This is a genomic window from Oceaniglobus ichthyenteri (genome assembly GCF_003057885.1).
In the GTDB taxonomy this organism is placed as follows: Bacteria; Pseudomonadota; Alphaproteobacteria; order Rhodobacterales; family Rhodobacteraceae; genus Oceaniglobus; species Oceaniglobus ichthyenteri.
Genome location: NZ_QAGK01000004.1, coordinates 134,599 through 159,862, shown reverse-complemented (window position 1 = coordinate 159,862; position 25,264 = coordinate 134,599). Strand labels below are relative to the sequence as shown.

Sequence of the window (25,264 nt, the reverse complement as noted above, 5' to 3'; positions counted from 1 at the left end):
AGGAGAGAACCGATGAAAATGAACCGACGCCTGTTTCTGGGCACCACCGCTGCGGCTGCCGCATCACTGAGTGCGCCGGCCGTTCTGGCCGAAGGCCATGGCAAACCAAATGTGGTCGTGATCGGCGGTGGGCCGGGCGGGGCCACCGCGGCGCGTTACATCGCCAAGGACAGCAAGGGCGAAATCAACGTCACGCTGATTGAACCGACGCGCACCTATTTCACCTGTTTCTTTTCCAACCTGTATATCGGCGGTTTCAAAGACATTGATGATCTGGGCCACACCTATGGCACACTGGCCCCGAAATACGGGATCAATGTGGTGCATGACTGGGCCGTGGGCGTGGATCGCGATGCAAAAACGGTCAGCCTGGCGGGGGGGAACACCCTGCCCTATGACAAACTGATCATCAGCCCCGGCATTGATTTCGTAGATGGCGCCGTTGATGGATGGTCGCTGGCGTCGCAAAACGCCATGCCCCATGCCTATAAGGGCGGATCGCAGACCGAGCTGTTGAAAGCACAGGTTGCCGCCATTCCCGAAGGCGGAATTTTCGCCATGGTCGCACCGCCCAATCCGTTCCGCTGCCCCCCCGGCCCCTATGAACGGGTGTCGATGGTGGCCCATACGCTGAAGAAAACCAACCCGACCGCGAAAATCATCGTCGCCGACCCCAAGGCGAACTTTTCCAAGATGGCGTTGTTTCAGGAAGGCTGGGCCAAACATTATAACGGCATGGTCGATTGGATCGGTCCCGATTTCGGCGGTGCCAATGTATCGGTTGACCCGGATGCAATGACCCTGACCATTGACGGCGAAACCACCAAGGTTGATGCCTGCAATGTCATTCCTGCAATGAAAGCCGGCCGGATTGCCGAAATCGCCGGCGTTACCGAAGGCAACTGGGCCCCGATCAACCCCGCAGATATGAGCAGCACGGTTGACCCGGACATCTATGTTCTGGGGGATTCCGCCAATCAGGGCGACATGCCAAAATCGGGTTTTGCCGCCAATAGCCAGGCCAAGGTATGCGCCAACGCGGTGCGCGGCGCGCTGACCGGATCGCGGGTGTTCCCTGCGAAATTCTCAAACACCTGCTGGTCGTTGATTGATACCAATGATGGCGTGAAAGTCGGCGCCACCTATGAGGCGACCGACGAAAAGATCGCCAAGGTCGACGGGTTCATTTCCTCAACCGGGGAAACCGACGAAATGCGCAAAACCACCTACGAAGAATCCGAAGGCTGGTATGCCGGCATCATCGCCGACATGTTTGCCTGAGAAATCCGGCCCGAACCTGATGCAAATCAATGTTCGGGCCGCCTGACTGTGATTTAACACAGTTGAACTCTGAAAGGACATCACATGAAACGCTTTATCATCGCCGGACTTTTCGCACTGGCCGCCGGCCCCGGCATTGCCTCGGATCAGGCCGTCACCCACCCTTTCGCAGGCAGCTTTGATGATGCGACCTTCGCCGTTGAGAATGCGATCGTGGGCCGCGGTCTGGTGATTGATTACGTCAGCCACACCGGTGAAATGCTGAACCGCACCGGTGAAGACGTGGGCAGCACCAAGGAACTGTTCGAAGAGGCCGATATCTTCCTGTTCTGCTCGGCGCAGATTTCGCGCCTGGTGATGGAGGCCGATCCGATGAACATCGCCCACTGCCCCTATGGCATCTTTGTGGCGGATCAGGCGGGCGAAGTGATGATCGGATACCGCACCTATCCCGAAGGCCCGATGCAAGAGGTGCAGAGCCTTTTGGAAGGGATCGTTCAGGATGCATTGCAGTAGCAGCAGCCAACGGCGTTTGTGAAAACTTGCGTGGCGGGGACACCCGCCGCGCATCGCGCATGGCGATTGCGGGCCTGGACGAACATGATTTAGGGCCGCATAGGCCAAATACCCTCGTGAACATTGCGGAATAACAACTATTGAAGCGGTCAGATCGGTTAAGCCAACACCCATCAAGGAGGCCGACAGATGCTGGAAACATTGATTGAGCGATTCGGTGATGGCGCAGTTTTGGCCATGGCGGGCGCGGTGGTTGGCGTTTTCTTTGGTGCCACGGCACAACATTCGCGGTTTTGCCTGCGCGCCGCCTCGGTTGAGGTGTCGGGCGGTGTATTCGGACCGCGCCTTTATATCTGGCTGATCGCTTTCACCGCCGCCGTTGCATCGGTGCAGGGGCTGATCGCCACCGGATTTCTCGATGTATCTTCTTCGCGGCAACTGGCCACAACCGGAAGCCTGTCGGGCGCCATCATTGGCGGGCTGATGTTTGGCGTCGGCATGATTTTGGCGCGGGGCTGTGCCAGCCGGTTGTTGGTGCTGTCTGCAACCGGCAATTTGCGCGCCATCGTGACCGGGCTTGTCCTGACCTTGGTGGCGCAGGCATCGCTGCGCGGTGTGTTGGCCCCGGCACGCGAAAGCCTTGCCTCAATCTGGCTGGTTGAGGGGGGCGAAACGCGGGACATGTTGGCGCAAATGGGGCTGACTTCGGGGTTTGCGGCGGTATTGGCAGGGATCGCATTGGTGGGTTCCCTTGCGATGGCGGGGCGCAATCAGGTGCCTCTCAGCCGCGCGATTGCCGCTGCCGGCGTCGGGTTTGCCGTGGCGTTGGGGTGGGTGTTCACCTATGCCATCGCGCAGGTTTCGTTTGAGGTTATTCCAATCGCATCCATCACATTCACCGGACCATCGACCGACACGCTGATGGGGTTTGTCGACAATACCAGCCTGCCGTTGGGCTTTGGCGTGGGTTTGGTGCCCGGCGTTTTTGCAGGGGCCGGATTGATGGCTCTGGCCACGCGCGAATTCAAGATTGAACGCTTCGGCCCGGAAACCCCGATGGAGCGGTATTTGATCGGTGCCGTGCTGATGGGATTTGGCAGCATGCTGGCGGGGGGCTGCGCCGTGGGGGCGGGCATGTCTGGTGGGTCGGTCTTTGCCCTGACCGCCTGGGTCGCCGTATTCAGCATGTGGATCGGTGCGATGGTAACGCACCGATTGTTGTTTTTGAATTGGAGCGTCAGGCCCGCCTGAGCGTCACTCGAACTCCATCTGTTCGAACACCCGCCCTGCGTTCTTGGTTGCCAGTTCTTCGAACGTATCAAGACGGGCATAGGCCGATTGGTCGACATAATACGCCTCGGCCAAACCGCCGCCCGCCTCGATATGGGCGCCGATTTCACCGCGCAGATGCTCAAGATACCCTTTGGTAAAGCGGCGCACCTGATCCATGTTGGTCGGGTGGCCATGGCCCGGAATGACATAGGTCGCGCCCAGCTGCTCAAACTCGTTGTCCCAGGTTTCCAGCCATTCGGCGGTATAGGTGTTTTCAAAAATCGGCAGCATCCGTTCGTGAAACGCAACATCGCCAGAAATCACCAGGCTTTGTTTGGGCAGCCAGACCACGATATCGCCCGGCGAATGGGCCGGCCCGAGATAGCGTGCCTCGATCCGGAAATCGCCCATTTCGACGATATACTCATCCTCGAATGTTTCGGTTGGCGCCTGTATCTCGGTGCCTTCCGCCTGATCCTGATTATAGGTTTTCATCCCTTCCAGGATCGACCCGCCATATTGCTCAACCTCGGCCGCGGCGTCGACATGGGCGACGATGGGCACACCCAGTTCGGCCCAGTAATTGTTGCCCAACACCGCATGTCCCTGCCCGTTTTCATTGAAAACCAGCTTGACCTCTTCATCGGTGACCGCCTTGATTTCATCGTGCAGCGCCTTAGCCAGACCATAGGCCGCGCCACCGTTGATCACGACAACTCCGTCGCCGGTTACGATAAAGCTCAGGTTGTTGTTGTGGCCCGCATTTTCATAGGTGGGCGGGGCCGTCGCGCCGATGGCCGAAAAGACGCCGGGAATGAATTCAACCGGTTTGTTATACAGCAATGATCCTGGGTATTTGTCAGCGATATCTTCGCTGGCAAAGGCGCCAGTGGCCGCCGCTGTGGCCGATATAAAAGGTAGTATCCAACGCATTACGCATCCTCCGGTACAAATCTGTAAGTTTCGCCATCCCGTTCAACCCGGCCCAAACCGCCCTGCGGCAAATGAAAGCCCAGCAACGAAATGTCATCCGCCGCAAGCTGATCAAGCAGGCGCAGACGTGTTTGCGCCCCCAGATCCGGGTCTTGATCCGAATTGCTGGCCCATGCCGGGCGTTCAAACGCGACGTGTCCGTTGCCGATGGCATCACCAACCACCATCACCGCATTTTTCCCGTCGCGAATTTCAAATGACATGTGGCCGGGGGTGTGGCCGGGCGTGGCATGGGCCATCACCCCGGACATGATTTCATCGCCATCCTTGAAAAAGCTGATCTGATCCTCAACCGCCGCCAGTCTGCGCGCGGCGCCCACCGCAAAGGATGCGCGCTCTTCGCCGATGGTGCTGACCGTATTGGGATCGGTCCAATAATCCCATTCCGCCTGAGCGATCATCAATTCTGCGTCGGGGAAAACCGGATCATCAAAATCGTCCAGAACACCCCACAAATGGTCGGGATGGGCGTGGGTGAATACCACGTGGGTGATATCCTCGGGCGACAGGCCCTCGGCCTCCAGGCTGTTCAAAATCTCGCCCGCGCTTGGCATGAAGGTCGATCCCGAACCGGCATCAAACAACACATTCCTGCCCTCTTGGCGCAACAAGGTCAGGTTGCACGGCGGTTCCAGCTGATCTTTCGGAACATCATATTTGGCCAGAATCTCGGTCAGTTTTTCTTCGGGCAGCCCTTCGAAAAAGAACGACCATGGCAGAACCAAATTGCCATCGCTCAGGCTGATCACCTGACTTGTTCCCACCTGCAGTGCCGTTCGCGCAAACACGCCCGACCCCGCGCCACATAGGGCAAAACCGCCCAGGCCCGCGATTACCTGCCTTCTGTTCAACGTCATCCGATCCCCTCCCTGGAAACCAATTCCATTTATTGAATATGGCATGACAAAACCAAAAGACGCAAGCCGTAGCGCATTTGGCACCCGCCGGACGAGCCGTGCCGCACCCGGCCCGCGATCGAGGATTGGCACAGCATCCCGTTGCCCTAAGCATTTGACAGGGATATCAATATCCCCAAGGGTCTGTCTGAGGGAGGAAGCGCTTGTGCCGCAAAGTACATCCACACTGACGCTTTTCCGGAACCAGACGTTCCGCATGCTGTGGCTTGCGGCGCTTGCCTCAAACTTTGGCGGGCTGGTTCAGGCGGTTGGCGCCGCCTGGATGATGACATCGCTGACCGATTCACAAAGCATGGTTGCGCTGGTGCAATCCTCGGTGACCCTGCCGATCATGATATTTTCGCTGTTGGCCGGGGTGTTTGCCGACAATTTCGACCGTCGAAAAGTGATGCTGATCGCGCAATCCTTCATGCTTGTCGTGTCGATCATCCTTGCGCTAATGGCTTATGGCGGGATGCTGACGCCTTGGCTTTTGCTTGGGTTCACGTTTCTGATCGGCTGTGGCACGGCCTTGCACAACCCCTCTTGGCAGGCGTCGATGGGCGATATCGTCTCGCGCGAAGAACTGTCGGCGGCGGTCTCGCTTAACAGCATGGGCTTCAACCTGATGCGCAGCGTCGGGCCTGCGGCGGGTGGCGCGATTGTGGCGATTGCCGGGGCCGCCGCCGCATTCACGGTAAACGCGCTCAGTTATTTCGGGATCATCACGGCGCTGTGGCTGTGGCGGCGGCCGGTGCAAAAACGGCATCTGCCGCGCGAACGGATGGGCAGCGCGTTTTCGGCCGGCCTGCGATATGTGGCGATGTCGCCCAATCTGATAAAAGTCATCTTTCGCGGGTTCATGTTTGGCCTGTCTGCGGTCGTGATCCTGGCTCTTTTGCCGTTGATTGTTCGCGAACTTTTGCAAGGCAACGCCTTTGTTTATGGCGTGCTGTTGGGGTGTTTCGGGTTGGGCGCGGTGTTTGGGGCGCTGCTCAATGGCCGTGTGCGGGCGCGGTTTCACAACGAATGGATCACACGCGCCGCGTTCATCGTCTTTGCACTTAGCTGTGTCATTCTGGGGGTCAGTCGGCATTATGTGTTCAGCGGTGGCGCGCTGCTGCTTGCCGGCGCGGCCTGGGTCATGGCGCTGTCGCTGTTCAATGTCACGATTCAGCTGTCGACGCCGCGCTGGGTGGTCGGGCGGGCGCTGTCGCTGTATCAGACCGGCGTATTTGGCGGCATGGCGGGGGGCAGTTGGGCCTGGGGCGCGATTGCCGAAAATTTCGGCGCCGACCGGGCCATGTATGTTGCCGCCGCCCTGCTGATGTGTGGCGCGGTGGCAGGTTTGATCGTGCCCTTGCCGGATTCAACCGATCTTAACCTTGATCCGCTCAACACCTTCACCGAGCCGTCTTTGCGGCTTGACCTGAAACACCGCAGTGGGCCGATCATGATCATGATTGATTATGAAATCGCGCAGCGGGATGTGACCGCCTTTCTGGCCGCGATGAACACCCGACGCCGGATCAGAATCCGGGATGGCGCCCAGCAATGGGCGCTGTTGCGCGATCTGGAAAACCCCGATGTCTGGACCGAAACCTATCATGTTCCCACCTGGGTTGAATATGTGCGCCACCACGAACGGCGCACACAGGCCGATGCCGAATCCTATGAACGTGTGCTCAGGCTGCATCGCGGCAATTCCCCACCCAAGGTGCACCGCATGATCGAACGCCAGGCGATATCGCTTTACGATGACACCCCGCGCAAGGATAACACCGCCCCCGCCTCATCCGCGCCGGGACATTGATGCAACCGGATCAGACCCGATTGACGCGCTTATGAAAAACGCCACAACGGCCTGCTGCTATATCAGATGGATCGAACAAACGGGGCAACCACGCTGAGTGCAAACAGGATTGCACTCAGCCAGATCAGCCTGACACGCTGGCGATGATAGCGGGCATGCGACAGCCCCTTGCGAAATACCGCAATTTGCGTGGAAAAACCCGGAAAGGCGCGCCCCGAACGTGCAACCGCCTCGGCGCGCATGGCAAAAAGCCACCGAAACGCCAAAACAGCCCAGAGCAGAAATACGCCACCCTGCAGGATCAAAAAGAGCGCAAACAGTGTGGTCATTCAAAAACTCCGGCGAAAAGAAGAGCTGCCCAATCTTAACTGGGATCCGCATCCTCTCCAATACGTATGGTTGACGGCCCCTCTCGCCGTCCCTTGCCGGTGCACAGAAAAATTACCCTTTGCGCCCAAACGCCACCGTGCAAATGTCGCGCTAAACATTGGACACGGGAAAGACCAGGCATGAGCGACGTTGACGCGGTGGTGATTGGTGCGGGCGTGATCGGCCTTGCCGTGGCGCGGGCGCTGGCGATGGCCGGGCATTCGGTGGTGGTGATCGAAGAAAACGGCGGCATCGGCATGGAAACATCATCGCGCAACAGCGAGGTCATTCATGCCGGCCTCTATTATCCTCAAGGCAGCCTCAAGGCGCGGCTGTGCGTCGCTGGACGCCAGCGCCTGTATGCTTTTTGCACCGCGCGCGGCGTGCCGTTTCGCCGCTGTGGCAAGCTGATCGTCGCCAGTGATGCCTCGGAACTGGCAGCGGTTGAAGCGATCGGCCAGCGTGGCCGTGACAATGGCGTTGACGATCTGATCATGATCACGGGTGACAAGGCCCGCGCGATAGAACCGGCGCTGGCGACGGTCGGCGCGCTCTTGTCACCCTCTACCGGCATTATCGACAGTCATGCCTATATGCTGGCCCTGCAGGGTGACGCCGAAAGCGCGGGCGCGGCTTTTGCGTTTCATACGCCCTTTGCCGGTGGCGCGTCGGGCGGTGATGGCTTTACCCTTCGCACCGGCGGTGCAGATCCCACCACCCTCACCTGCCAATGGCTGATCAACGCTGCGGGGCTGAATGCATCACAGGTGGCGCGCCGGATCGAAGGGTTGGATGAGACGCACGTGCCGCAAACCTATTACTGCAAAGGTAATTACTTTGTCCTGAGCGGGCGGTCGCCATTTTCGCATCTCATCTATCCGGCACCGCAAAAGCATGGGCTTGGTGTCCATCTCACGCTTGATCTTGGCGGACAGGCGCGGTTTGGCCCTGACACCGAATGGATGGAAACCCCCACCTACGGGGTTGATCCGACGCGCCAATCCGCATTCGAAACGGCGATCCGCCGCTACTGGCCCGATTTGCCCGCGCATGGCCTGGCGCCGGGGTATTCCGGCATCCGGCCCAAAATTGCCGGGCCAGATGCGCCTGCGCCAGATTTCCGGATTGATGGGCCGCAACAGCATGGGGTGGCGGGCCTCGTCAATCTTTTTGGCATCGAAAGCCCGGGCCTGACCGCCTCACTCGCCATCGCCGAAGAGGTTGCACAAAATCTGCGCTGAGCGACACAGGTTTCTAAACAATCGATCAACGCCGATCACCCTCTGGCTTTTTCTTGCTCTAAATATCCACTGCACACCGCAAAACACAAACGGGCCGCCCAATGTCGGACGGCCCGCTCGCAATCAAATCGGCACGACTTACATGCGCGAGGCGACGTTTTCCCAGTTCACCAGATTGTCCAGGAAGTTGGTCAAATAGGCCGGGCGTTTGTTACGGAAATCGATGTAATAGGAATGTTCCCATACATCACAACCCAAAAGCGCGGTTTGACCAAAGCAAACCGGGTTCACACCGTTTTCGGTTTTCGTCACCTTCAAACTACCATCGGTGTCTTTCACCAGCCACGCCCAGCCCGATCCGAACTGACCGCCACCAGCGGCGGAAAACTGTGATTTGAACTCATCGATCGAGCCAAAGCTGTCGGTCAGGGCCTTTTCCAATTCCGACGGCATCGATGATTTGCCAGGGCTCATCATTTCCCAGAATTGGTTGTGGTTCCAAAGCTGGCTGATGTTGTTGAAGATGCCACTCTGGGCGACGGCGTTCGCGTCATAGGTGCCCTTGATGATCTCTTCCAGGGATTTGCCTTCCCACTCGGTGCCGGCAATCGCCTTGTTGCCGTTGTCGACATAGGCCTTGTGGTGCAGATCGTGGTGGTATTCCAGGGTTTCCTTGCTCATGCCGTTATCGGCCAAAGCATCGTGCGCGTAAGGAAGATCAGGAAGTTCAAAAGCCATCGTAAGCCCCTTTTCAGTTAACGTGTCTGTGACCTTACCTGTGGCCCATTGGCGCAGAGGTCAAGCCTTTGGCAAACAAACCCGCCAAATCATCTATTGTTCCGACCCTTGGGCAAACAATCCCGGCGCGCCTCCGGGTTTGGCCGAGGTGCACAGCAAATCGAACATATATCGCGCGACCGAGCGAAAACAGATGACATTGGCGGTGGTTTCGTCGTCGATCCAGATCGCGGCGGGCACTTGCGCCAATCTTGTGCGCCGCATCGTGCCAACGGGCAGCGCAACCGGCGACACATCCGCCGGGGTCAGTTTGGTCAGCACATCGCGCACGCCCGCCCCTGTGATGTTAAACAGCGCCCGCGCGTCCGACACATCGGCGGCCAAGTGATGGGTTTCGCGCATCGCTTGGGCGATTTCGCCCAATGCGGCGGACACATCCGCACGGGGCAACAGTAACAACAGTTCGTCAGGCGACATCCAGGCACAGCCGGTTTTGCCGATGGTGATTTTTCCCATGGCGGGAATATCCACGCCGGTCAGCGTTTTCACCACGCCCTGCACCACGGGATCGGACAGATCACCGCGCAGGGTGATCATGCCGCACGATCCGGTTTCACGCACCGAAACAAAACCGTCATACGCGGCACCGTTCAACGGGCTGACAGGCTCAGACATTCTGTTTTTCTCCGTCCTTGTCAAAAAACACCGGGTTGACGATTTTTGCCTGCACCACCGTGCCATCAATTTTGGGAAACTCCAAAACCTCGCCCATCCGATCCGGCCCATGGCGCACCAAGCCCATGGCGATGCCCCGGTTCAGCGTTGGGGAATAATAGGTTGAGGTGACGCGCCCTTGGGTGTGTTGCTGTCCGTTGGCGTTTTTACCCGAAGCCTTGGCATAGGCCCCATCGGGCAAAACCGACCCATCGAGCGTTTCCAGACCCACCAGTTTCCACCGCTCCGCACTGGCCATATGGCTGCGCAAATGGGCGCGTTTGCCAAGATAATCGTCTTTCTTTTTCGACAAGGCCCAGTTCAGGTTCAAATCCTGCGGGATCACCGTGCCATCGGTTTCATCACCAATCATGATAAAGCCTTTTTCGGCCCGCATCACATGCAGCGCTTCGGTGCCATAGGCGGTTGCGCCAAATTCGGCCCCCGCCGCGTGCAATTTATCCCACAACGCCCGGCCTTGGGCCGCAGGCGCGGCGATTTCAAAGCTCAACTCGCCCGAGAATGAAATGCGAAACACCCGCACCGGGATGTCGGCCAATGTGCCCTCGGTCCATTGCATGAAGGCCAATGTGTCTTTTGACACATCCAGCCCGCCGAGTTTTTCCAACACCTTACGCGCATTCGGCCCGACCACAGCGATTTGCGCGTATTGTTCGGTGACATTGGCGGTATACACCTGCCAATCCCACCACTCGGTTTGCAACCATTCCTCCATATGGGCATGGACATGATCGGCCCCGCCCGATGTGGTGTGGCACAGCCAAGTGTCATCGTCGATCCGCGCGACAACGCCATCATCAAACAGAAACCCGTTTTCACCACACATCAGCCCGTAGCGGCATTTACCCACGGCCAGATTGCTCATCATATTGGTGTACATCATATCCAGAAACCGGCCCGCATCCGGCCCTTTGACCAGAATTTTGCCCAGGGTACTGGCATCAAGCAGGCCCAGCGAACCGCGCGTGGCGTTGATTTCACGCGCCACGGCATCGGCATGGGTTTCGCCGCCGCGTGGGTAACAATAGGGGCGGCGCCAGTGGCCCACCGGTTCGAAATAGGCGCCGTTTTCAATGTGCCACTCTTGCATCGGGGTGGCGCGCAGGGGTTGGAAAATCTCACCCCGCGCCTCGCCCGCAATCGCGCCCATGGAAATCGGGGTATAGGGCGGGCGGAATGTGGTGGTGCCAACCTGTGGGATCGGGCTATTCAACGCGCCCGACAGCACCGCGAGGCCGTTGATATTGCTTAGCTTGCCCTGATCCGTCGCCATGCCCAAAGTGGTATAGCGTTTCGCATGTTCGACCGATTCATAACCCTCTTGCGCGGCCAATTGCACATCTGACACTTTCACATCGTTCTGATAATCCAGCCACATTTTTTGGCGCAGTTTCACGCCCGCCCCCTGGGGCATGATCCAGACCGGCAACAGCGGGGCCTGTTCCGGGGCCTCGGCCTGTGGCGCGGCACCCGCGCCACCCAAGATCGTTTGCACCGCGTCGACGGCGTTGTGCAACGCATCCTGCGCCGTCATCGCGCCGCTGGCGGCCCCGGCGGTGGTGACAAACGGTTGCCCGTCGGCCCCTGTCGGCGCGCGCGCGGGATCGGGCACAAAACACGCCTGCGCCGCGTCCCAGGTCAGCTTGCCACCGCAGTGCGACCACAGATGCACCACCGGCGACCAGCCGCCCGACATGGCCACAACATCACAGTCAATCGTGCCAATCTCACCGCCTTCGCCCGCCTGCTGGCACAGGGAAACGCCGCTCACCCGTTTGCCGCCCTTCACACTTGCAATCGCTTGGCCGGTTTCCACACGAATGCCCGCCGCGCGGGCCTGCTCCATCAATGCGCCACCGCCTGCCGGGCGGGCATCGATGACCGCGGGCACGGTCAAACCGGCCTGATGCACCGCCAAAGCCGTGCGATAGGCATCGTCATTATTGGTGACAATCACCACCCGATCCCCCGGCGATACGGCGAAATTCACGATATAATCGCGCACCGCACTGGCCAGCATCACGCCCGGGATATCATTGCCCGCAAACGACAAGGGCCGTTCAATCGCGCCGGTGGCGGTGACGATATGTTTGGCGCGAATCCGCCACAAGCGGTGGCGTGGCGTATCGGCATCGGGGCGATGATCGCCCAGACGTTCGTAGGCCAACAGATAGCCATGGTCATACACCCCCGCCCCCATCATGCGCAGGCGCAGGGTGACGTTTGGCATCGCTTTTAACGCGGCGATGGTTTCGGCGATCCAAGCCGCCGCCCCCTGCCCGTTGATCACATCGCCATCCACGGGCGCGCGCCCGCCCCAATGGGCGGTTTGCTCCATCACAATGATCCGTTGGCCCGACTGCGCGGCACTCAGCGCCGCCTGCAACCCGGCAATGCCCCCTCCGATAATCGCCAGATCGAAATGCGCGTACAGGTATTCATACCGATCCCCATCGCGGTCTTTCGGGGCTTTGCCCAGACCGGCGGAAAACCGGATGAACGGCTCGTACACATGTTTCCAGAACGGGCGGGGATGGATGAACATTTTATAATAAAACCCGGCGGGCAAAAACCGCGCCAGATGGGTGTTGACTGCGCCGATGTCATACTCAAGGCTGGGCCAGTGGTTTTGCGATTGCGCGGTGAGGCCATCAAACAGCTCGGTCGTGGTGACCCTTTGGTTGGGTTCAAAGCGCGCACCCTGGCCCATGTTGACCAAGGCGTTGGGTTCTTCCGCGCCGCTGGCCACGATGCCGCGGGGCCGGTGGTATTTGAACGACCGACCCACCAGCATTTGATCATTGGCCAACAGTGCCGAGGCCAGCGTATCGCCCGCAAAACCGCGCAGTTTCTTGCCGTTAAAGGTGAAATTCTGGATCGCATCGCGGTTGATCAAACGGCCGCCAGTGGCCAAACGGGTGCTCATCTTGCGGGCCTCATCGGGGGTTGGGGTGGAGTGCGGCCCATCAAACCGGCCCCTGCCAATCGGGGCGGCGCGATTTGATCGCGTCGATCACATGCTGGGGCGGGCCAAAGGTTTGCGCGCTATAGGTTGCAAACACCTCAAGCGTGGCGGTGCAGCGGGCGGCGTGAAACCATTTCCCACAGCCCATGGAATGACGCCAGCGTTCAAAATGCACGCCTTTGGGGTTTTCGCGCATGAACAGATAGGTTTCGAAATCCGCATCATCACTGCCCGGCCCGTGGCGGGTGATATGGGCCTGACCGCCGGGCAACAATTCGGTTTCATCGGCGGCAATGTTGCAACAGGGGCACGTGAGGATCAGCATATCGCGGCTCTCGCTCTGAAAAGATCGGTTTCGGCTGGGGGCAAAACAGAGATACGCATCAATGGGCCACCCCCGCCGCCACGCTTTCGTCGATGAACCGGCCTTCGCGGAACCGATACATGCTGAACTCTTCGGCCAATGGGCCCGGTTCGCCCCTGGCGATCATTTCGGCGGTGGCCCAGCCCGAGCCGGGTATCGCCTTGAACCCGCCAGTGCCCCAGCCACAATTGATGAAACAGTTTTCCAGCGGCGTTTTACTGATGATCGGCGAGCGGTCGCCGGTCATATCCACGATCCCACCCCATTGGCGCAGCATTTTCAGGCGTGAAATCATCGGAAATGTCTCGATTAGGGCGCGCACGGTTTCTTCGATATGGTGAAAACTGCCGCGCTGGGTATAGTTGTTGTACCCATCCGCGCCGCCACCAATCACCATTTCGCCCTTGTCAGATTGGCTCATATAACCATGCACGGTGTTGGCCATCACCACGATATCCATACAAGGTTTGATCGGTTCAGATACCAACGCCTGAAGCGCGACAGATTCCAGCGGCAGGCGAAACCCCGCCATTTCGGCCAAAACCCCGGAATGGCCCGCCACCACGATGCCCAGCTTATCGCAATCAATTTCGCCCTTGGTGGTGGAAATGCCTGCCACCTTGCCGCCCGATTGGCGCACGCCGGTCACTTCGCATTGCTGGATGATGTCCATGCCCATATCGCTGCACGCGCGGGCATATCCCCAGGCCACGGCATCATGGCGCGCGGTGCCGCCGCGTGCCTGCCACAGACCGCCCAACACCGGATACCGCGGCCCGTCGATATTCATGATCGGGCACAGCTCTTTCACCCGCTGGGGGCTGATGAATTCGGTCTTCACGCCCTGCAACGCATTGGCATGAACCGTGCGTTGAAACCCGCGCACCTCGTGCTGGGTTTGGGCCAGCATGATCACGCCGCGCGGCGAAAACATGATGTTATAGTTCACATCCTGGGACATGGTTTCATACAGACTGCGCGATTTTTCATAGATCGCGGCCGAGGCATCCTGAAGGTAATTGGAGCGGATGATCGTGGTATTGCGCCCGGTATTGCCCCCGCCCAGCCATCCCTTTTCAATCACTGCCACATTGCGGATTCCATGGTTTTTGCCCAGCCAATAGGCGGTGGCCAACCCATGCCCCCCGGCCCCGACAATCACCACATCGTATTTCTTTTTCGGCGCGGGCGAATGCCAGGCCCGCTCCCACCCGGTGTGAAACCGCAGGGCTTCGCGCGCGACGGCAAAGACGGAATATCGTTTCAACGGAACGGCCCCCCGGGGTTGGCAAACTGTGCTTGTTATCGGCGGATTATCACGCCGCGCCCCCATGTCAAACGGCACCTGTTGCCCGGTTTGCGACAAACCCGCAAAAGACCCGATCAAAGGGCTGTGACCGAACGTCGCGCGGCGCTGGTGTTTGCCGCGTTTTGACGGCACATAGGGCAAAAGCAGGGAGACTTTATGTTCTGGGCAGTGGCAATTGGTTTAGCGGCGGGCACGGCGGCGCTAATCGTGTTGGCGATGGTGGGGCGTGGACGGGGCGATACGGCCCCTGCCGCCGCTTCTGATGTGCAGGTCTACCGCGACCAGCTGAACGAGGTCGAACGCGATGTTGCCCGCGGCACCCTGAGCGAAGAAGAAGCCAAGCTGGTGCGCACCGAAGTCGCCCGCCGCCTGATCGACGCAGATCGCGCCGCCAAGGTGGCCGGCACGCCGAAAGACGGGCCAAAGGGCGCCACCTGGGTCGTCGCCGCCCTGTCGGCGGTGGTGGTCGTGGGCGGGGGGATCGCCACCTATATGACCCTGGGCGCGCCGGGTTACCCCGATCTGCCCCTGCAGGCCCGGATCGAAATGTCTGACGAGGCCCGCGCCAACCGCCCCGGTCAGGCCGTCGCCGAGGCGGAAATGGCAAGGCAAGCCGCCATTGATACATCGCAGGTCGATCCGCAATTCCTGCGCATGATCGAACAACTGCGTCTGGCCCTGGCGGATCGTCAAAACGATCTGCGCGGTCACCAATTGCTGGCCCGTAACGAGGCGGCCTTGGGCAACTTTACCGCCGCCATTGCCGCCCAACAACGCGTGATTGCCCTCAAGGGCAGCGATGCAACCGCCACCGATCACGCCGATCTGGGCGAATACATGATTCTGGCGGCGGGCGGATATGTTTCGCCCGAGGCGGAAACCGCGCTGAACCGCGCCCTGTCGCGCGATGGAAAAAACGGCACGGCGCGGTATTATTCCGGCCTGCTTTATGCCCAGACCGGGCGTCCGGATCTGGCGTTTCAACTGTGGCGTGCCCTGCTTGAGACAGGCCCGGAAAGCGCCCCCTGGATGGAACCAATCCGCGCCCAGATGGCCGACATCGCCGATCTGGCCGGTGTGCGCTATGACATTCCCGAACCAAAAGGGCCGAGCGCCGATGACATCGCCAATGCCCAGGAGATGACCGAGGAAGACCGCGCCGAAATGATACAAGGCATGGTCATCGGTCTGGCCGACCGTCTGGCCACACAGGGCGGCCCGCCCGAAGATTGGGCGCGGCTGATCGTGGCCTATGGCGTTTTGGGTGATACACAAACCGCCGCCAATATCTATCGCGAGGCAAAAGGCGTGTTTTCGGATGATGAACAGGCGCTTGCCGCCTTGGCCACTGCGGCCACGCGCACCGGGCTGACCCCATGATCATTGACGCGCTTGAACCCTTTGCCGCCGCCCTGCCCCGCCACGGGGCGATTGCCGGGCTTGATCTGGGCACGGTCACCCTTGGGGTGGCGGTGTCCGATGTGCTGCGCTCGATCGCGACTCCGCTGGAAACCATCAAACGCAAGAAATTCACGCTCGATGCTCAGCGCCTTTTTGAAATCTGCGCCAAGCGTGAAATCAAAGGGCTGATTCTGGGCCTGCCGCTGAACATGGACGGGTCCGAGGGGCCGCGCGCCCAATCCACCCGCGCCTTTGCGCGCAATCTGGAGCGGCTGACCGATCTGCCGATCACATTCTGGGATGAACGCCTGTCCACCGTCGCCGCCGAACGCGCCCTGATCGAAGCAGACACATCGCGCAAACGTCGCGCCGAACTGATTGACCATGTGGCGGCGGGTTATATCCTGCAAGGGGCGCTGGATCGCCTAAGCCACATGAAGACCGCATCATGAGCGTTCCCGTCTGGACCCGCGATGAAATCGAATCGCCCTGTGTGAATATCTGCGTCATTCACCCCGCCGAACGGATCTGCACCGGCTGTTTGCGCAGCATTGATGAAATCACCCAATGGTCGCGGATGAGCAAAGAAGCCCGCCGCGCCGTGATGGAAGATTTGCCAGGCCGCGCGCCCCGGCTGAAAAAACGCCGCGGCGGTCGCGCAGCGCGGCTGGCCAAAACGCAGGAATAGGTCACGTGCAGGTCTGATGCACGTTCGACGCCGCACAGGTGTGCGATGTTCAGGTTTCACCCCTGCGCCGTCCAGACATAGGCGACATAGCCCACCAACATTGCCAATCCAATACCGCGCCCGATGACCGGGCGGGTCAGCAGCAAAGCGGTGATCAGCGCCGAGGCGGCGATCATGATGGGCAAATCAAAGCTTAAAAACCGCGATGCCACGGGGATTGGCGTGATCATCGCAGTCACCCCAAGAATGCCCAGCAGGTTAAATATGTTTGAGCCTATGATGTTGCCGATGGCAATTTCCGACTGGCGGCGCAGGGCGGCAATCAGGGATGTTGCCAGTTCGGGCAACGAAGTGCCGATGGCCACGATGGTCAGGCCGATGAATGCCTCGGAAATGCCATAGCCCCGCGCGATGGACACCGCGCCATCCACCAGAAACCGCGCCCCGAACATCAGGGCGACAAGCCCGCCAACCACCCACATCGCCGATACGGTCAGGGATGCGGGCGCGCCCTGAGCGGCGTCTTCGCTCACGGGTTCGGCGGACTGGCGATAGGCCCATGTCAGATACCCGATCAATCCCGCAACAAGGGCAACGCCCCACCCCCGCCCAACCTGACCGGTGGCAAAGATCGCAACCAGAACCAGAGCGGCGGCCATCATCACCCCGGTATCACGGCGCAGCGTCGCACCGGTCACCGTGATTGGCCAGACCAGGGCGGTGACCCCGACGATCAACAGAATATTGGCAATGTTTGATCCGATGACATTGCCAATGGCGATATCGGGCACACCACGCCATGCCGCATCAACCGACACCAGAAGTTCGGGCGTCGAGGTGCCAAACCCCACCACGGTCAGCCCGATCAGCAGTGGCGAAATCGCCATCCGCCGGGCAATATCAACACTGCCCCGCACCAAGGCCTCGCCACCGAAAAACAAACCGACCAAGCCGGCGATGATATAAAGATAATCCACGTTTCCTGCCCCACTGGGCAGCTCATCCGCCCGTTGAACACAACTGTGGCGGCGCTGCGGGCACTGCAAGATCAGGGGCAAATTAAATTCTGCCACAAAAGGAGGGCCAAACCGGCCTTGCGTGCCGTGCGCGTTTGTCGCAACTGACCGGCCCACAGTTCGGGGCCTTTCGGTGCCGGCCCTGCGCCTGTATACCCGTTGCGATACGGTGAACGGTCGGCCGTGCGGCAAAAGTAGGTGAAGATGTTTCTCGAAGTCGTGCTTGTCTTTTTGCTGACTCTGATCAACGGCCTTTTGGCGATGTCTGAACTGGCGATCGTATCGGCACGGCCTGCGCGATTGAAACTCATGGCCGACAAGGGCAACACGGGTGCGGCGACGGCCATCAGCCTGGCGCAGGATCCGGGCCGTTTCTTGTCGAGCGTTCAGATCGGCATCACGCTGGTTGGCATCTTGGCCGGGGCGTTTTCCGGTGCCACACTGGGCGCGCGTCTGGCCGCCGCGCTGACCAACGCCGGTCTGCCTGCGGGGTTTGCACAACCTGTCGGTGTCGGATCGGTGGTGGTGATGATAACCTATCTGTCGCTGATCGTGGGCGAATTGGTGCCCAAACAGATTGCCTTGCGCGCGCCAGAGCGGGTGGCGGCCCGGGTTGCGCCGATGATGGGGCGCATTGCCCAGATCGCCGCGCCGCTGATCTGGGTGCTGGATCGGTCGGGCAAATTGGTGTTGTCGCTGCTGGGCCAGTCGGGCGGCACAACAGATGGCGTGAGCGACGAAGAAGTCCGCCTTGCCGTGGCCGAAGCGGAAAGTTCGGGCGCGATACACCGCGCCGAAAGCCGGATGATCGCCGGTGTCATGCGCGTGGCAGACCGCACCGCACGCGGGCTGATGACGCCGCGCCACGACGTCGAAACCCTGGATGCCAACAGCGACATGGCCGAAATCCTTCAACGTTTACAGGGCGTCAACCGATCCCGTCTGCCGGTCTGGGATGGCAATGTCGATAATATTATCGGCGTACTGGTGATCCGCGATATTCTGGCGCCAACCCTGTTGAACACGCCTTTCGATCTGCGCGCCCTGTTGCGGGATGTGCGCGTGGTGCGCGATGGGCAAAGCGCGCTTGAGGTGGTCGAACGGTTGCGCACCGCGCCCGCGCATATGGTTCTGGTCTATGATGAACACGGCCACTTTGAGGGGATCATCACCCCGATGGATGTGCTTGAGGCAATCGTCGGCGATTTTCCCGACGCGATTACGGATGAACCGAAAGTCGTACGCAAAGCCGATGGCACATATCTGGTGGCCGGCTGGATGCCGGTTGACGAATTTGGCGACCTGTTCGCGCTTGATATCAATCCGGATCGTGATTTTGAAACCGTTGCCGGGCTCATCCTTGAGCAGGTCGGCCATCTGCCTCAGGTCGGTCAGCAGTTGGAAGTGCAAGGCTGGACCATCGAGGTTGTCGATCTGGACGGGCGGCGCATTGACAAACTTCTGGTGTCGCGCACCGGCTAAGCCCGTGATCCGATCCTTTTCGGCTGACAGGCAACCAACGCGCCAATGCCATATCAGATAATGAAACACATGGGTTTCAAAAGCGTAACTGTCTTGGGAAAGCTATGGTACCACCTCCTGGTCTCGAACCAGGGACCTCTTGATCCACAATCAAGCGCTCTAACCAACTGAGCTAAGGCGGCACGCGAGTTCACTTAACGCCCCTGTCGCCCGATGGCAAGGGGGCCTTTGACCAAAAATCTGCAGCCTTGGTGCCTTGGCCGTGATTGCGCGCTTTGCAATCCCGCACGATGGCGCACCCCCCTGCCCCTTGCGGTGCAAAGACCAAAGCGATACGCAAAGCCGTGCTATATTGGAGATGATCATGGGCATTAACAGCGAAAGCGATATCGCGGCAAACCTGCAAATCGGGCCAACCGATGCGGGCATGGTGCGGCTTTATGTCGAAGGTGACGGAATTGATCTGCCGCTCGATTTTGATCCGGAAGAGGCCGAGGAAATCGCAGAAGAATTACGCGCCGCCGCGGCCCAGGCCCGGAAAATCGGCACCAAAAAACGCTAAAGCGTCAGGCCCGGATCACGCGCCATCTGCCAACGCAAGGCCGCGTGACGGGCGAATTTCTGTACCATCACCTTGCGCCGCGCCGGTGCAAGTTTGGTTTCCGGCCCCATACGGATGATATCGGCATCATAGCCATCGGCGATGATCAGGCCGGTGTCATCGGGCAAGAGATCAGTTGGAAAATTCTCATCCACGGCCCAAAAATACCGGTCGCACCATTCCAGATATCCCTGCCATTTGTGATCTCCGGCAAAATCGGCGCGGGATGATTTGCACTCTATCACCCACACTTCGCCTTTTGGGCCCAACGCCATGACATCAACGCGCAAACCCGGCGTCGGTGTCAATTCTTCGACGGTTACAAAATCATGGCTGAGCAGATGGCGGCACACACCCCGCGCCAACAATTGGCCGGGGCGCGCGGAGTGTGGGGTCAGATCATTTGGCATGGTTGGAATGTGAACATAAGGTAAACAAAAATCAACCGCTGTTCTTGAAAATGATCGGATTCGGCCCGGCCACTGCAATCTTTTGCCGGTGGCGGGCGCGCACACCACCTTGGTAACAGGGGGCAAATTCCAGATCGTTAAAACAGTAAAAACCGGGGCTTGTCGTGTGCCCCGCCCCGCCCTATGTGTAGGGGGCGGCGGGTTCTGAGCTTTTCGTGCCGGGGTCAAAATCCAGTGGCCTTAATCAATTCCGAGGGAGCTGGCTCTGGCTGGATCGTGGTCCTGTTATCTGGCGCCCACCTGTGTATACAGGCTCTCGGGATTTAGCACCCTGACGATCGTTTCGGTCCCGTCGCACCTTCTGGCCTATTATAATAGGCCGCTGATCCCCTTTTTCCTGGCACCTTGAGGAACCTGGTCAAGGCCATCGGGTATCGCGCGTTTTAGCGGATCCTTATCGGCACCAATGCGGGTTCGGCCGCGCCGTGACCGCCGGTTGGATCCTGATCATCCTTTTCCGACATCAACATGATCGCCACACCGCACTGCGCCCCGGCAAAAACGATACCGTTGAAAAAGAACAACAATAATGTGGCCAGAATACCAACGTCAGAGTTTTCGACCAAGGCCCACAGGTTCGCGACGTTGAACCACAACAGCGCGGCCACAAACAGGCCGGCCCAGAAAAAACCGATCAGACAATTCTTGATATAGAACTTTGCGATATCGGGCATGTTGCGCCTCCCTTATCCCTATCAATATAATCCGACGCGTCCGTTCTGCAAGCGCCAGTTCGGGCCTGTCATGTCACAGGCAAACCGGCGTCAGCTGAACGCTTCGGGGCGGGCCGCGCGGGCCATGTGATCAAGCACGCCATTGACGAATTTGGATTCGCGGCCTTCGGGAAAGAACGCCTTGGCGATATCGACATATTCGTTGATCGCCACCTTGGGCGGTGTGTCCTTGCCAATCATTTCGGCCCCGGCAGCGCGAAACAGGGCGCGCAATGTGGGGTCGATCCGGGCGATCGGCCATTTCGCCACCAAGGCGCGGTCGGTCATCTGGTCGATCTTGGCCTGATGATGCACCGCGTCTTCCAGAACCCGGCGAAAATGATCCACATCGCCTTCGATCATCTCATCGCCGTCATAGATTGCCCCGAACCGGTGGGTTTCAAATTCGGCGCGCACCCGGTCAATGGTCAGGCTGGAATGTTCCATCTGAAACAGCGCCTGCACCGCATAAAGCCGCGAGGCCGATTTCATCTGACGTTTGGTTGGCGGCGTGGTCATGCGATGTTTGATCCGTCTGTGTTGTCCGCCATGCGGTAGCTGCCGGGTTGAAATCCGATGCCTTCGGGCCTGCGCGACCATTTGCGCGACAATGCCACCAGATGCAATGCCGCCGCCGCCGCACCGCCGCCCTTGTCCTGCTCGCCCGCACGCACAGCGGCCTGGGCGTGGTTTTCAACGGTCAGAATGCCGTTGCCGATACAGCATCCATCAAGCCCCAGCAACGTAATGGCGCGGGAACTGTCGTTGCACACCGTGTCATAATGGGTGGTTTCACCGCGGATCACACAGCCCAGCGCGACGAACCCATCAAAATTCGAAGTTTGCTGCGCGATGCGGATTGCCGTGGGAATTTCCAACGCGCCCGGCACTTCGACCAGATCCCAGGTTGCACCAGCCTTTTCGGCCATCGCCTTGGCCCCGGCAACCAGATCATCGGCGATGTCCTTGTAATAGGGGGCCACGACAATCAACAGTTTCACTGGCTTGTCAAATGCGGGCATGGGGGGGGTATAATGTGACGCGCCGGCCATTATCCGATCTCCGATATTTTGCGGGTGCCTGCGATTTCGAGGCCATACGCCTCAAGCCCGACAACCTTGGGCTGGGGCGAATTTGTCAGCAGGATCAGCTTGGACAACCCAAGCGAGCTGAGGATTTGCGCGCCCAATCCGTATTGGCGCAGGGTCTGGGGCGATACTTCGTTTTCGGCGCTCAGTTTCATATGCACATCGCGCAGCAAAACCAGCGCGCCGCGCCCTTCGGCGGCGATCATTTCCATCGCATCGCTGAATTCTCGGCTGCGGTTTGCGCCACCCAGCCCGATGATATCCAAAAGCGGATCAAGCGCATGCATCCGCACCATAACCGGCGCATCCCCCGACAGATCCCCCTTGATCAGCGCGATATGTTCCGCACCCTGGGTTTCATCCGAGAATATCTGCATGCGCCATTCGCCGCCAAATTCGCTTTGCACCATTTCTTCGCTGCGCATCCGCACCAGATTATCGTTGCGGCGACGATAGGCAATCAGATCGGAAATCGTGCCGATTTTTATGCCGTGGCGTTGGGCAAAGGCCACCAGATCGGGCAGCCGCGCCATGGTGCCATCGTCATTCATGATCTCACAAATCACACCGGCGGGCTTGTGCCCGGCCAGCCGCGCGATGTCACAGGCCGCTTCGGTATGGCCTGCGCGCACCAAAACGCCACCATCGCGCGCGCGCAACGGAAACACATGACCCGGCGTGGCGATATCGGCCGCTGATTTGCTGTCGTCAATCGCCGTGGCAATGGTCAGCGCCCGGTCATGGGCCGAAATCCCGGTTGTCACGCCTTCGCGGGCCTCAATGCTGAGGGTGAAGGCGGTTTCGTGGCGCGATGAGTTTTGCGATGCCATCAACGGCAGGCCCAGCGCGTCAATCCGATCACCAGGCAGGGTCAAACAGATCAGGCCGCGCCCGTGGGTGGCCATGAAATTCACCGCCTCAGGCGTGGCCATTTCGGCGGGGATCACCAGATCGCCTTCGTTTTCGCGGTCTTCGTGATCGACCAGAATGAACATTTTGCCATCGCGGGCATCGGCAAGAATCTCTTCGATGGAAGAAACGGCATCGCTGTAATGGTGGTCGGTCATGGGCGCTCCTGTGATCTTGGGGGCCTTAGCGTGTTGGCGCGCCGTTGGCCAGTGGTCAAACCGCCGGTGCGGCGCGATGCCCCCACCTGCTATGCGTATTCCTGCAAACGCGCGACATAGCGCGCCATCGTGTCGATTTCGATATTCACGGCATCGCCCACCTTGGCATCCCCCCAGGTGGTGGCGATTTTCGTGTGAGGGATGAAATTGATCCCGAATTCTGCGCCGCTCACTTCGTTCACGGTAAGCGATGTGCCGTTCAGCGCGACCGAACCTTTGGGCGCAATGAACCGCGCCAACGGTTCTGGCGCGCGCAGGGTTACGCGGGTGCTGTCGCCCTCGTCCTGCATGGCGATGATTTCGGCCACACCATCCACATGGCCCGACACGATATGCCCGCCCAGCTCGTCCCCCACTTTCAGCGCCCGCTCAAGATTCAGACGCCGCCCAACCGGCCAGCCCGTGCGCGCGATGTTCGTGGCCCCGACCGTTTCGGCAGAAATCTGAACATCGAACCACGGCTTGGGCGTATTGCCCAAGGCAACGACGGTCAGACACACACCATCACACGCGATGGAGGCGCCGATGTCGATTCCCGAAATATCATATCCGGTGGCGATGCGGGCGCGCAAATCGCCCTCTTGCTCAACCGCCAGAACCTGGCCGATATCGGTGATGATGCCTGTGAACATATGCGCCCCCTTTTGCCTGAACACAGGGGTATTCCGCCACGCGCCCCACGGCAAGACCCCCAAACCCGCCCTATTTAACGCCTTATTGCCCCGCTGTTGACATTTTAGTGTCGAATTTGGCGGCAATCCTTGGCAAACCGGGCCAATGTTGCGCGGTTGTTCAACAATCCCGCCCCTTTCGGGCAAAGGTATGGCTGATATGACCCAACCGAAAAAACGCCGTTTCTTGTTTCTGCAAGGGCCACACGGGCCATTTTTCTCGCGTCTTTCCAAAATGTTGCGGGCGGCAGGCGCAGAAACACGGCGCATCGGTTTCAATCGCGGTGATCAGTTCTTTTGGCACGATCCATCCCATTATCACGCCTATTGCGATTCGCCCGATCAATGGCCCGCCACTTTTGCAGCCCTTGTGGGCGAACACGCCATCACCGACATCGTATTATATGGCGATACCCGCCCGATTCACGCCCAGGCGGTTGAACATGCCCGCGCCCTAGGGCTGGGCATTCACGTGTTCGAAGAGGGGTATCTGCGCCCCTATTGGGTGACTTATGAACGGGGCGGATCGAATGGCAATTCGGTTCTGATGAACACCTCGATCAGCGATATGCAAAACGCCCTGGCCAATGCCGAACTGGACCAGGCCGAGGCCCCCGCCCAGTGGGGCGATATGCGCCATCACATTTTTTATGGGGCCGCGTATCATGCGTTCGTGATGCTGGCCAACCGGCGGTATTCGGGGTTTCGCCCCCACCGCGCACAAACGGTCACGCAAGAATTTCGGCTTTATATCAAACGACTGACCCTGATGCCGCTGTTATGGGCCGACCGCGTTCTGGCCACGCTGAAAATTCGCGGCGGCGGGTTTCCGTATCATTTGGCGCTGCTGCAACTGGAACATGACAGCAATTTTCAAAACCATTCGCCGTTCAAGTCAACGGTCGATTTTCTGGAAACCGTGATCAAGGGTTTTGCTATGGGCGCGCCCGGTCATCACCATCTGGTGTTCAAGGCGCATCCGCTGGAAGATGGGCGCGTGCCGCAGCGGCGCGATGTGCGCCGTCTGGCGCATCACTATGGTGTGGAAAACCGGGTTCATTATGTGCGCGGCGGCAAACTGGCACAGCTTCTTGACCATGCGCGCAGCGCGGTGACGGTCAATTCCACCGCAGCACAACAAGTGTTGTGGCGCGGCCTGCCACTAAAGGTGTTTGGCGATGCTGTTTATGCCAAGCCCGAATTTGTCAGCACGCAGCCGATTGCCGAATTTTTCGCCCAGCCGACGCGCCCCGACAGCCGCGCCTATCGCGAATATCGGCACTATCTCTTGGAAACAAGTCAGGTGGCGGGCGGGTTTTATTCAACCTCGGGACGGCGCCAACTGTTGCGCCAGGTGGTCGATATGATGCTGGCCCCTGATGATCCGTATGATGCCCTGATCCGTGGCACAGCGGCACCAAGGCAACAGTTGCGCGTTGTGAAATAGCCACAGGTGCAGTCAACCCTAGATTTTCCATCACAAAACCGATAATTTATAAAAAAACTTGAGGCAGA

The 25,264-nt window shown here is 59.4% G+C and carries 26 protein-coding genes and 1 tRNA gene; 11 read left to right on the top strand and 16 right to left on the bottom strand.

Going from position 1 to position 25,264, the window contains the following annotated elements:
• Positions 1-12 precede the first annotated feature (12 nt).
• From C8265_RS08065 to C8265_RS08055, 3 genes are all read left to right on the top strand, one after another.
• Complete coding sequence (locus C8265_RS08065) at positions 13-1,281, top strand: NAD(P)/FAD-dependent oxidoreductase (RefSeq protein WP_108483487.1); 1,269 nt, start codon at positions 13-15, stop codon at positions 1,279-1,281.
• 84 nt (positions 1,282-1,365) lie between these two features.
• Complete coding sequence (locus C8265_RS08060) at positions 1,366-1,797, top strand: DUF302 domain-containing protein (protein WP_108483486.1); 432 nt, start codon at positions 1,366-1,368, stop codon at positions 1,795-1,797.
• A gap of 189 nt (positions 1,798-1,986) precedes the next feature.
• Positions 1,987-3,048: a YeeE/YedE family protein gene (locus C8265_RS08055; RefSeq protein ID WP_108483485.1), complete on the top strand. Its 1,062-nt coding sequence runs from the start codon at positions 1,987-1,989 to the stop codon at positions 3,046-3,048.
• A 3-nt stretch (positions 3,049-3,051) separates the two neighbouring features.
• Here C8265_RS08055 and C8265_RS08050 read toward each other — a convergent pair whose 3' ends face one another.
• Positions 3,052-4,002, bottom strand: a complete 951-nt coding sequence (locus C8265_RS08050; protein ID WP_108483484.1) for an MBL fold metallo-hydrolase — start codon at positions 4,000-4,002, stop codon at positions 3,052-3,054.
• Positions 4,002-4,919: an MBL fold metallo-hydrolase gene (locus C8265_RS08045; protein WP_108483483.1), complete on the bottom strand. Its 918-nt coding sequence runs from the start codon at positions 4,917-4,919 to the stop codon at positions 4,002-4,004. The genes C8265_RS08050 and C8265_RS08045 overlap by 1 nt, the downstream gene beginning before the upstream one ends.
• Before the next feature lie 205 nt (positions 4,920-5,124).
• Here C8265_RS08045 and C8265_RS08040 point away from each other — a divergent pair, with 205 nt between their 5' ends.
• Positions 5,125-6,771, top strand: coding sequence for an MFS transporter (locus tag C8265_RS08040; RefSeq protein WP_108483482.1), 1,647 nt, complete (start codon positions 5,125-5,127; stop codon positions 6,769-6,771).
• A 62-nt stretch (positions 6,772-6,833) separates the two neighbouring features.
• Here the strand turns inward: C8265_RS08040 and C8265_RS08035 are convergent, their stop codons facing one another.
• Entirely contained in the window at positions 6,834-7,100 is a 267-nt protein-coding gene (locus tag C8265_RS08035; protein ID WP_108483481.1) for a hypothetical protein, read from the bottom strand.
• Positions 7,101-7,280: 180 nt separating this feature from the next.
• Between C8265_RS08035 and C8265_RS08030 the strand changes: the two genes are divergently transcribed.
• Positions 7,281-8,381 carry an NAD(P)/FAD-dependent oxidoreductase gene (locus tag C8265_RS08030; protein ID WP_108483480.1) on the top strand — a complete coding sequence of 367 codons (1,101 nt, stop codon included), beginning with the start codon at positions 7,281-7,283 and terminating at the stop codon, positions 8,379-8,381.
• A 138-nt stretch (positions 8,382-8,519) separates the two neighbouring features.
• Here C8265_RS08030 and C8265_RS08025 read toward each other — a convergent pair whose 3' ends face one another.
• The 5 genes from C8265_RS08025 to C8265_RS08005 all read right to left on the bottom strand — a co-directional run bounded on the left by C8265_RS08025 (position 8,520) and on the right by C8265_RS08005 (position 14,450).
• On the bottom strand, positions 8,520-9,119 hold the full coding sequence (locus C8265_RS08025) for a superoxide dismutase (protein WP_108483479.1): 600 nt from the start codon (positions 9,117-9,119) through the stop codon (positions 8,520-8,522).
• Positions 9,120-9,212: 93 nt separating this feature from the next.
• Positions 9,213-9,794 carry a sarcosine oxidase subunit gamma gene (locus C8265_RS08020; RefSeq protein WP_108483478.1) on the bottom strand — a complete coding sequence of 194 codons (582 nt, stop codon included), beginning with the start codon at positions 9,792-9,794 and terminating at the stop codon, positions 9,213-9,215.
• The gene (locus tag C8265_RS08015) at positions 9,787-12,780 is read right to left on the bottom strand and encodes a sarcosine oxidase subunit alpha family protein (protein WP_108483477.1); all 2,994 of its coding nucleotides are present in this window, start codon (positions 12,778-12,780) and stop codon (positions 9,787-9,789) included. The genes C8265_RS08020 and C8265_RS08015 overlap by 8 nt, the downstream gene beginning before the upstream one ends.
• A gap of 40 nt (positions 12,781-12,820) precedes the next feature.
• Complete coding sequence (locus C8265_RS08010) at positions 12,821-13,144, bottom strand: sarcosine oxidase subunit delta (protein ID WP_108483476.1); 324 nt, start codon at positions 13,142-13,144, stop codon at positions 12,821-12,823.
• Positions 13,145-13,202: 58 nt separating this feature from the next.
• Complete coding sequence (locus C8265_RS08005) at positions 13,203-14,450, bottom strand: sarcosine oxidase subunit beta family protein (protein WP_108483631.1); 1,248 nt, start codon at positions 14,448-14,450, stop codon at positions 13,203-13,205.
• A gap of 198 nt (positions 14,451-14,648) precedes the next feature.
• Between C8265_RS08005 and ccmI the strand changes: the two genes are divergently transcribed.
• From ccmI to C8265_RS07990, 3 genes are read left to right on the top strand one after another with little or no spacing between them, the layout of a single operon-like run.
• Positions 14,649-15,872, top strand: a complete 1,224-nt coding sequence (gene ccmI / locus C8265_RS08000; protein ID WP_108483475.1) for a c-type cytochrome biogenesis protein CcmI — start codon at positions 14,649-14,651, stop codon at positions 15,870-15,872.
• A complete protein-coding gene (ruvX, locus tag C8265_RS07995; protein ID WP_108483474.1) occupies positions 15,869-16,345 on the top strand; it encodes a Holliday junction resolvase RuvX in 477 nt (158 codons plus the stop codon). The genes ccmI and ruvX overlap by 4 nt, the downstream gene beginning before the upstream one ends.
• The gene (locus C8265_RS07990) at positions 16,342-16,581 is read left to right on the top strand and encodes a DUF1289 domain-containing protein (RefSeq protein ID WP_108483473.1); all 240 of its coding nucleotides are present in this window, start codon (positions 16,342-16,344) and stop codon (positions 16,579-16,581) included. The genes ruvX and C8265_RS07990 overlap by 4 nt, the downstream gene beginning before the upstream one ends.
• A 56-nt stretch (positions 16,582-16,637) precedes the next feature.
• Here the strand turns inward: C8265_RS07990 and C8265_RS07985 are convergent, their stop codons facing one another.
• The gene (locus C8265_RS07985; RefSeq protein WP_108483630.1) at positions 16,638-17,558 is read right to left on the bottom strand and encodes a calcium/sodium antiporter; all 921 of its coding nucleotides are present in this window, start codon (positions 17,556-17,558) and stop codon (positions 16,638-16,640) included.
• 243 nt (positions 17,559-17,801) lie between these two features.
• Here C8265_RS07985 and C8265_RS07980 point away from each other — a divergent pair, with 243 nt between their 5' ends.
• Positions 17,802-19,079, top strand: coding sequence for a hemolysin family protein (locus tag C8265_RS07980; protein WP_108483472.1), 1,278 nt, complete (start codon positions 17,802-17,804; stop codon positions 19,077-19,079).
• Between the two features lie 105 nt (positions 19,080-19,184).
• Here C8265_RS07980 and C8265_RS07975 read toward each other — a convergent pair.
• Positions 19,185-19,261, bottom strand: a tRNA-His gene (locus C8265_RS07975).
• Between the two features lie 182 nt (positions 19,262-19,443).
• Between C8265_RS07975 and C8265_RS07970 the strand changes: the two genes are divergently transcribed.
• Positions 19,444-19,641 carry a DUF6324 family protein gene (locus C8265_RS07970; RefSeq protein WP_108483629.1) on the top strand — a complete coding sequence of 66 codons (198 nt, stop codon included), beginning with the start codon at positions 19,444-19,446 and terminating at the stop codon, positions 19,639-19,641.
• On the opposite strand, the gene C8265_RS07965 is transcribed toward C8265_RS07970, so the two are convergent.
• From C8265_RS07965 to C8265_RS07940, 6 genes are all read right to left on the bottom strand, one after another.
• Entirely contained in the window at positions 19,638-20,090 is a 453-nt protein-coding gene (locus C8265_RS07965) for an MmcB family DNA repair protein (RefSeq protein WP_108483471.1), read from the bottom strand. The two genes, C8265_RS07970 and C8265_RS07965, sit on opposite strands and share 4 nt — an antisense overlap.
• Positions 20,091-20,533: 443 nt before the next feature.
• The gene (locus C8265_RS07960) at positions 20,534-20,824 is read right to left on the bottom strand and encodes a hypothetical protein (RefSeq protein ID WP_108483470.1); all 291 of its coding nucleotides are present in this window, start codon (positions 20,822-20,824) and stop codon (positions 20,534-20,536) included.
• A gap of 90 nt (positions 20,825-20,914) precedes the next feature.
• Positions 20,915-21,382 carry a transcription antitermination factor NusB gene (gene nusB, locus C8265_RS07955; protein WP_108483469.1) on the bottom strand — a complete coding sequence of 156 codons (468 nt, stop codon included), beginning with the start codon at positions 21,380-21,382 and terminating at the stop codon, positions 20,915-20,917.
• Positions 21,379-21,915 carry a 6,7-dimethyl-8-ribityllumazine synthase gene (locus tag C8265_RS07950; RefSeq protein ID WP_108483468.1) on the bottom strand — a complete coding sequence of 179 codons (537 nt, stop codon included), beginning with the start codon at positions 21,913-21,915 and terminating at the stop codon, positions 21,379-21,381. Before C8265_RS07950 ends, nusB begins: the two co-directional genes overlap by 4 nt.
• Positions 21,915-23,018 carry a 3,4-dihydroxy-2-butanone-4-phosphate synthase gene (gene ribB / locus C8265_RS07945; RefSeq protein ID WP_108483467.1) on the bottom strand — a complete coding sequence of 368 codons (1,104 nt, stop codon included), beginning with the start codon at positions 23,016-23,018 and terminating at the stop codon, positions 21,915-21,917. The genes C8265_RS07950 and ribB overlap by 1 nt, the downstream gene beginning before the upstream one ends.
• Positions 23,019-23,107: 89 nt before the next feature.
• Complete coding sequence (locus C8265_RS07940; RefSeq protein WP_108483466.1) at positions 23,108-23,710, bottom strand: riboflavin synthase; 603 nt, start codon at positions 23,708-23,710, stop codon at positions 23,108-23,110.
• 190 nt (positions 23,711-23,900) lie between these two features.
• On the opposite strand from C8265_RS07940, the gene C8265_RS07935 reads away from it, so the two are divergent.
• Positions 23,901-25,196, top strand: a complete 1,296-nt coding sequence (locus tag C8265_RS07935; RefSeq protein WP_108483628.1) for a capsule biosynthesis protein — start codon at positions 23,901-23,903, stop codon at positions 25,194-25,196.
• Positions 25,197-25,264 lie beyond the last annotated feature (68 nt).

Excerpts from the sequence above, each read along its gene's own strand:
- C8265_RS08065 (WP_108483487.1), top strand. The coding sequence starts at position 13 with ATGAAAATGAACCGACGCCTGTTTCTGGGCACCACCGCTGCGGCTGCC.
- C8265_RS08060 (WP_108483486.1), top strand. The coding sequence starts at position 1,366 with ATGAAACGCTTTATCATCGCCGGACTTTTCGCACTGGCCGCCGGCCCC.
- C8265_RS08055 (WP_108483485.1), top strand. The coding sequence starts at position 1,987 with ATGCTGGAAACATTGATTGAGCGATTCGGTGATGGCGCAGTTTTGGCC.
- C8265_RS08050 (WP_108483484.1), bottom strand. The coding sequence starts at position 4,002 with ATGCGTTGGATACTACCTTTTATATCGGCCACAGCGGCGGCCACTGGC.
- C8265_RS08045 (WP_108483483.1), bottom strand. The coding sequence starts at position 4,919 with ATGACGTTGAACAGAAGGCAGGTAATCGCGGGCCTGGGCGGTTTTGCC.
- C8265_RS08035 (WP_108483481.1), bottom strand. The coding sequence starts at position 7,100 with ATGACCACACTGTTTGCGCTCTTTTTGATCCTGCAGGGTGGCGTATTT.
- C8265_RS08030 (WP_108483480.1), top strand. The coding sequence starts at position 7,281 with ATGAGCGACGTTGACGCGGTGGTGATTGGTGCGGGCGTGATCGGCCTT.
- C8265_RS08025 (WP_108483479.1), bottom strand. The coding sequence starts at position 9,119 with ATGGCTTTTGAACTTCCTGATCTTCCTTACGCGCACGATGCTTTGGCC.
- C8265_RS08020 (WP_108483478.1), bottom strand. The coding sequence starts at position 9,794 with ATGTCTGAGCCTGTCAGCCCGTTGAACGGTGCCGCGTATGACGGTTTT.
- C8265_RS08015 (WP_108483477.1), bottom strand. The coding sequence starts at position 12,780 with ATGAGCACCCGTTTGGCCACTGGCGGCCGTTTGATCAACCGCGATGCG.
- C8265_RS08010 (WP_108483476.1), bottom strand. The coding sequence starts at position 13,144 with ATGCTGATCCTCACGTGCCCCTGTTGCAACATTGCCGCCGATGAAACC.
- ccmI (WP_108483475.1), top strand. The coding sequence starts at position 14,649 with ATGTTCTGGGCAGTGGCAATTGGTTTAGCGGCGGGCACGGCGGCGCTA.
- ruvX (WP_108483474.1), top strand. The coding sequence starts at position 15,869 with ATGATCATTGACGCGCTTGAACCCTTTGCCGCCGCCCTGCCCCGCCAC.
- C8265_RS07990 (WP_108483473.1), top strand. The coding sequence starts at position 16,342 with ATGAGCGTTCCCGTCTGGACCCGCGATGAAATCGAATCGCCCTGTGTG.
- C8265_RS07980 (WP_108483472.1), top strand. The coding sequence starts at position 17,802 with ATGTTTCTCGAAGTCGTGCTTGTCTTTTTGCTGACTCTGATCAACGGC.
- C8265_RS07970 (WP_108483629.1), top strand. The coding sequence starts at position 19,444 with ATGGGCATTAACAGCGAAAGCGATATCGCGGCAAACCTGCAAATCGGG.
- C8265_RS07965 (WP_108483471.1), bottom strand. The coding sequence starts at position 20,090 with ATGCCAAATGATCTGACCCCACACTCCGCGCGCCCCGGCCAATTGTTG.
- C8265_RS07960 (WP_108483470.1), bottom strand. The coding sequence starts at position 20,824 with ATGCCCGATATCGCAAAGTTCTATATCAAGAATTGTCTGATCGGTTTT.
- nusB (WP_108483469.1), bottom strand. The coding sequence starts at position 21,382 with ATGACCACGCCGCCAACCAAACGTCAGATGAAATCGGCCTCGCGGCTT.
- C8265_RS07950 (WP_108483468.1), bottom strand. The coding sequence starts at position 21,915 with ATGGCCGGCGCGTCACATTATACCCCCCCCATGCCCGCATTTGACAAG.
- ribB (WP_108483467.1), bottom strand. The coding sequence starts at position 23,018 with ATGACCGACCACCATTACAGCGATGCCGTTTCTTCCATCGAAGAGATT.
- C8265_RS07940 (WP_108483466.1), bottom strand. The coding sequence starts at position 23,710 with ATGTTCACAGGCATCATCACCGATATCGGCCAGGTTCTGGCGGTTGAG.
- C8265_RS07935 (WP_108483628.1), top strand. The coding sequence starts at position 23,901 with ATGGCTGATATGACCCAACCGAAAAAACGCCGTTTCTTGTTTCTGCAA.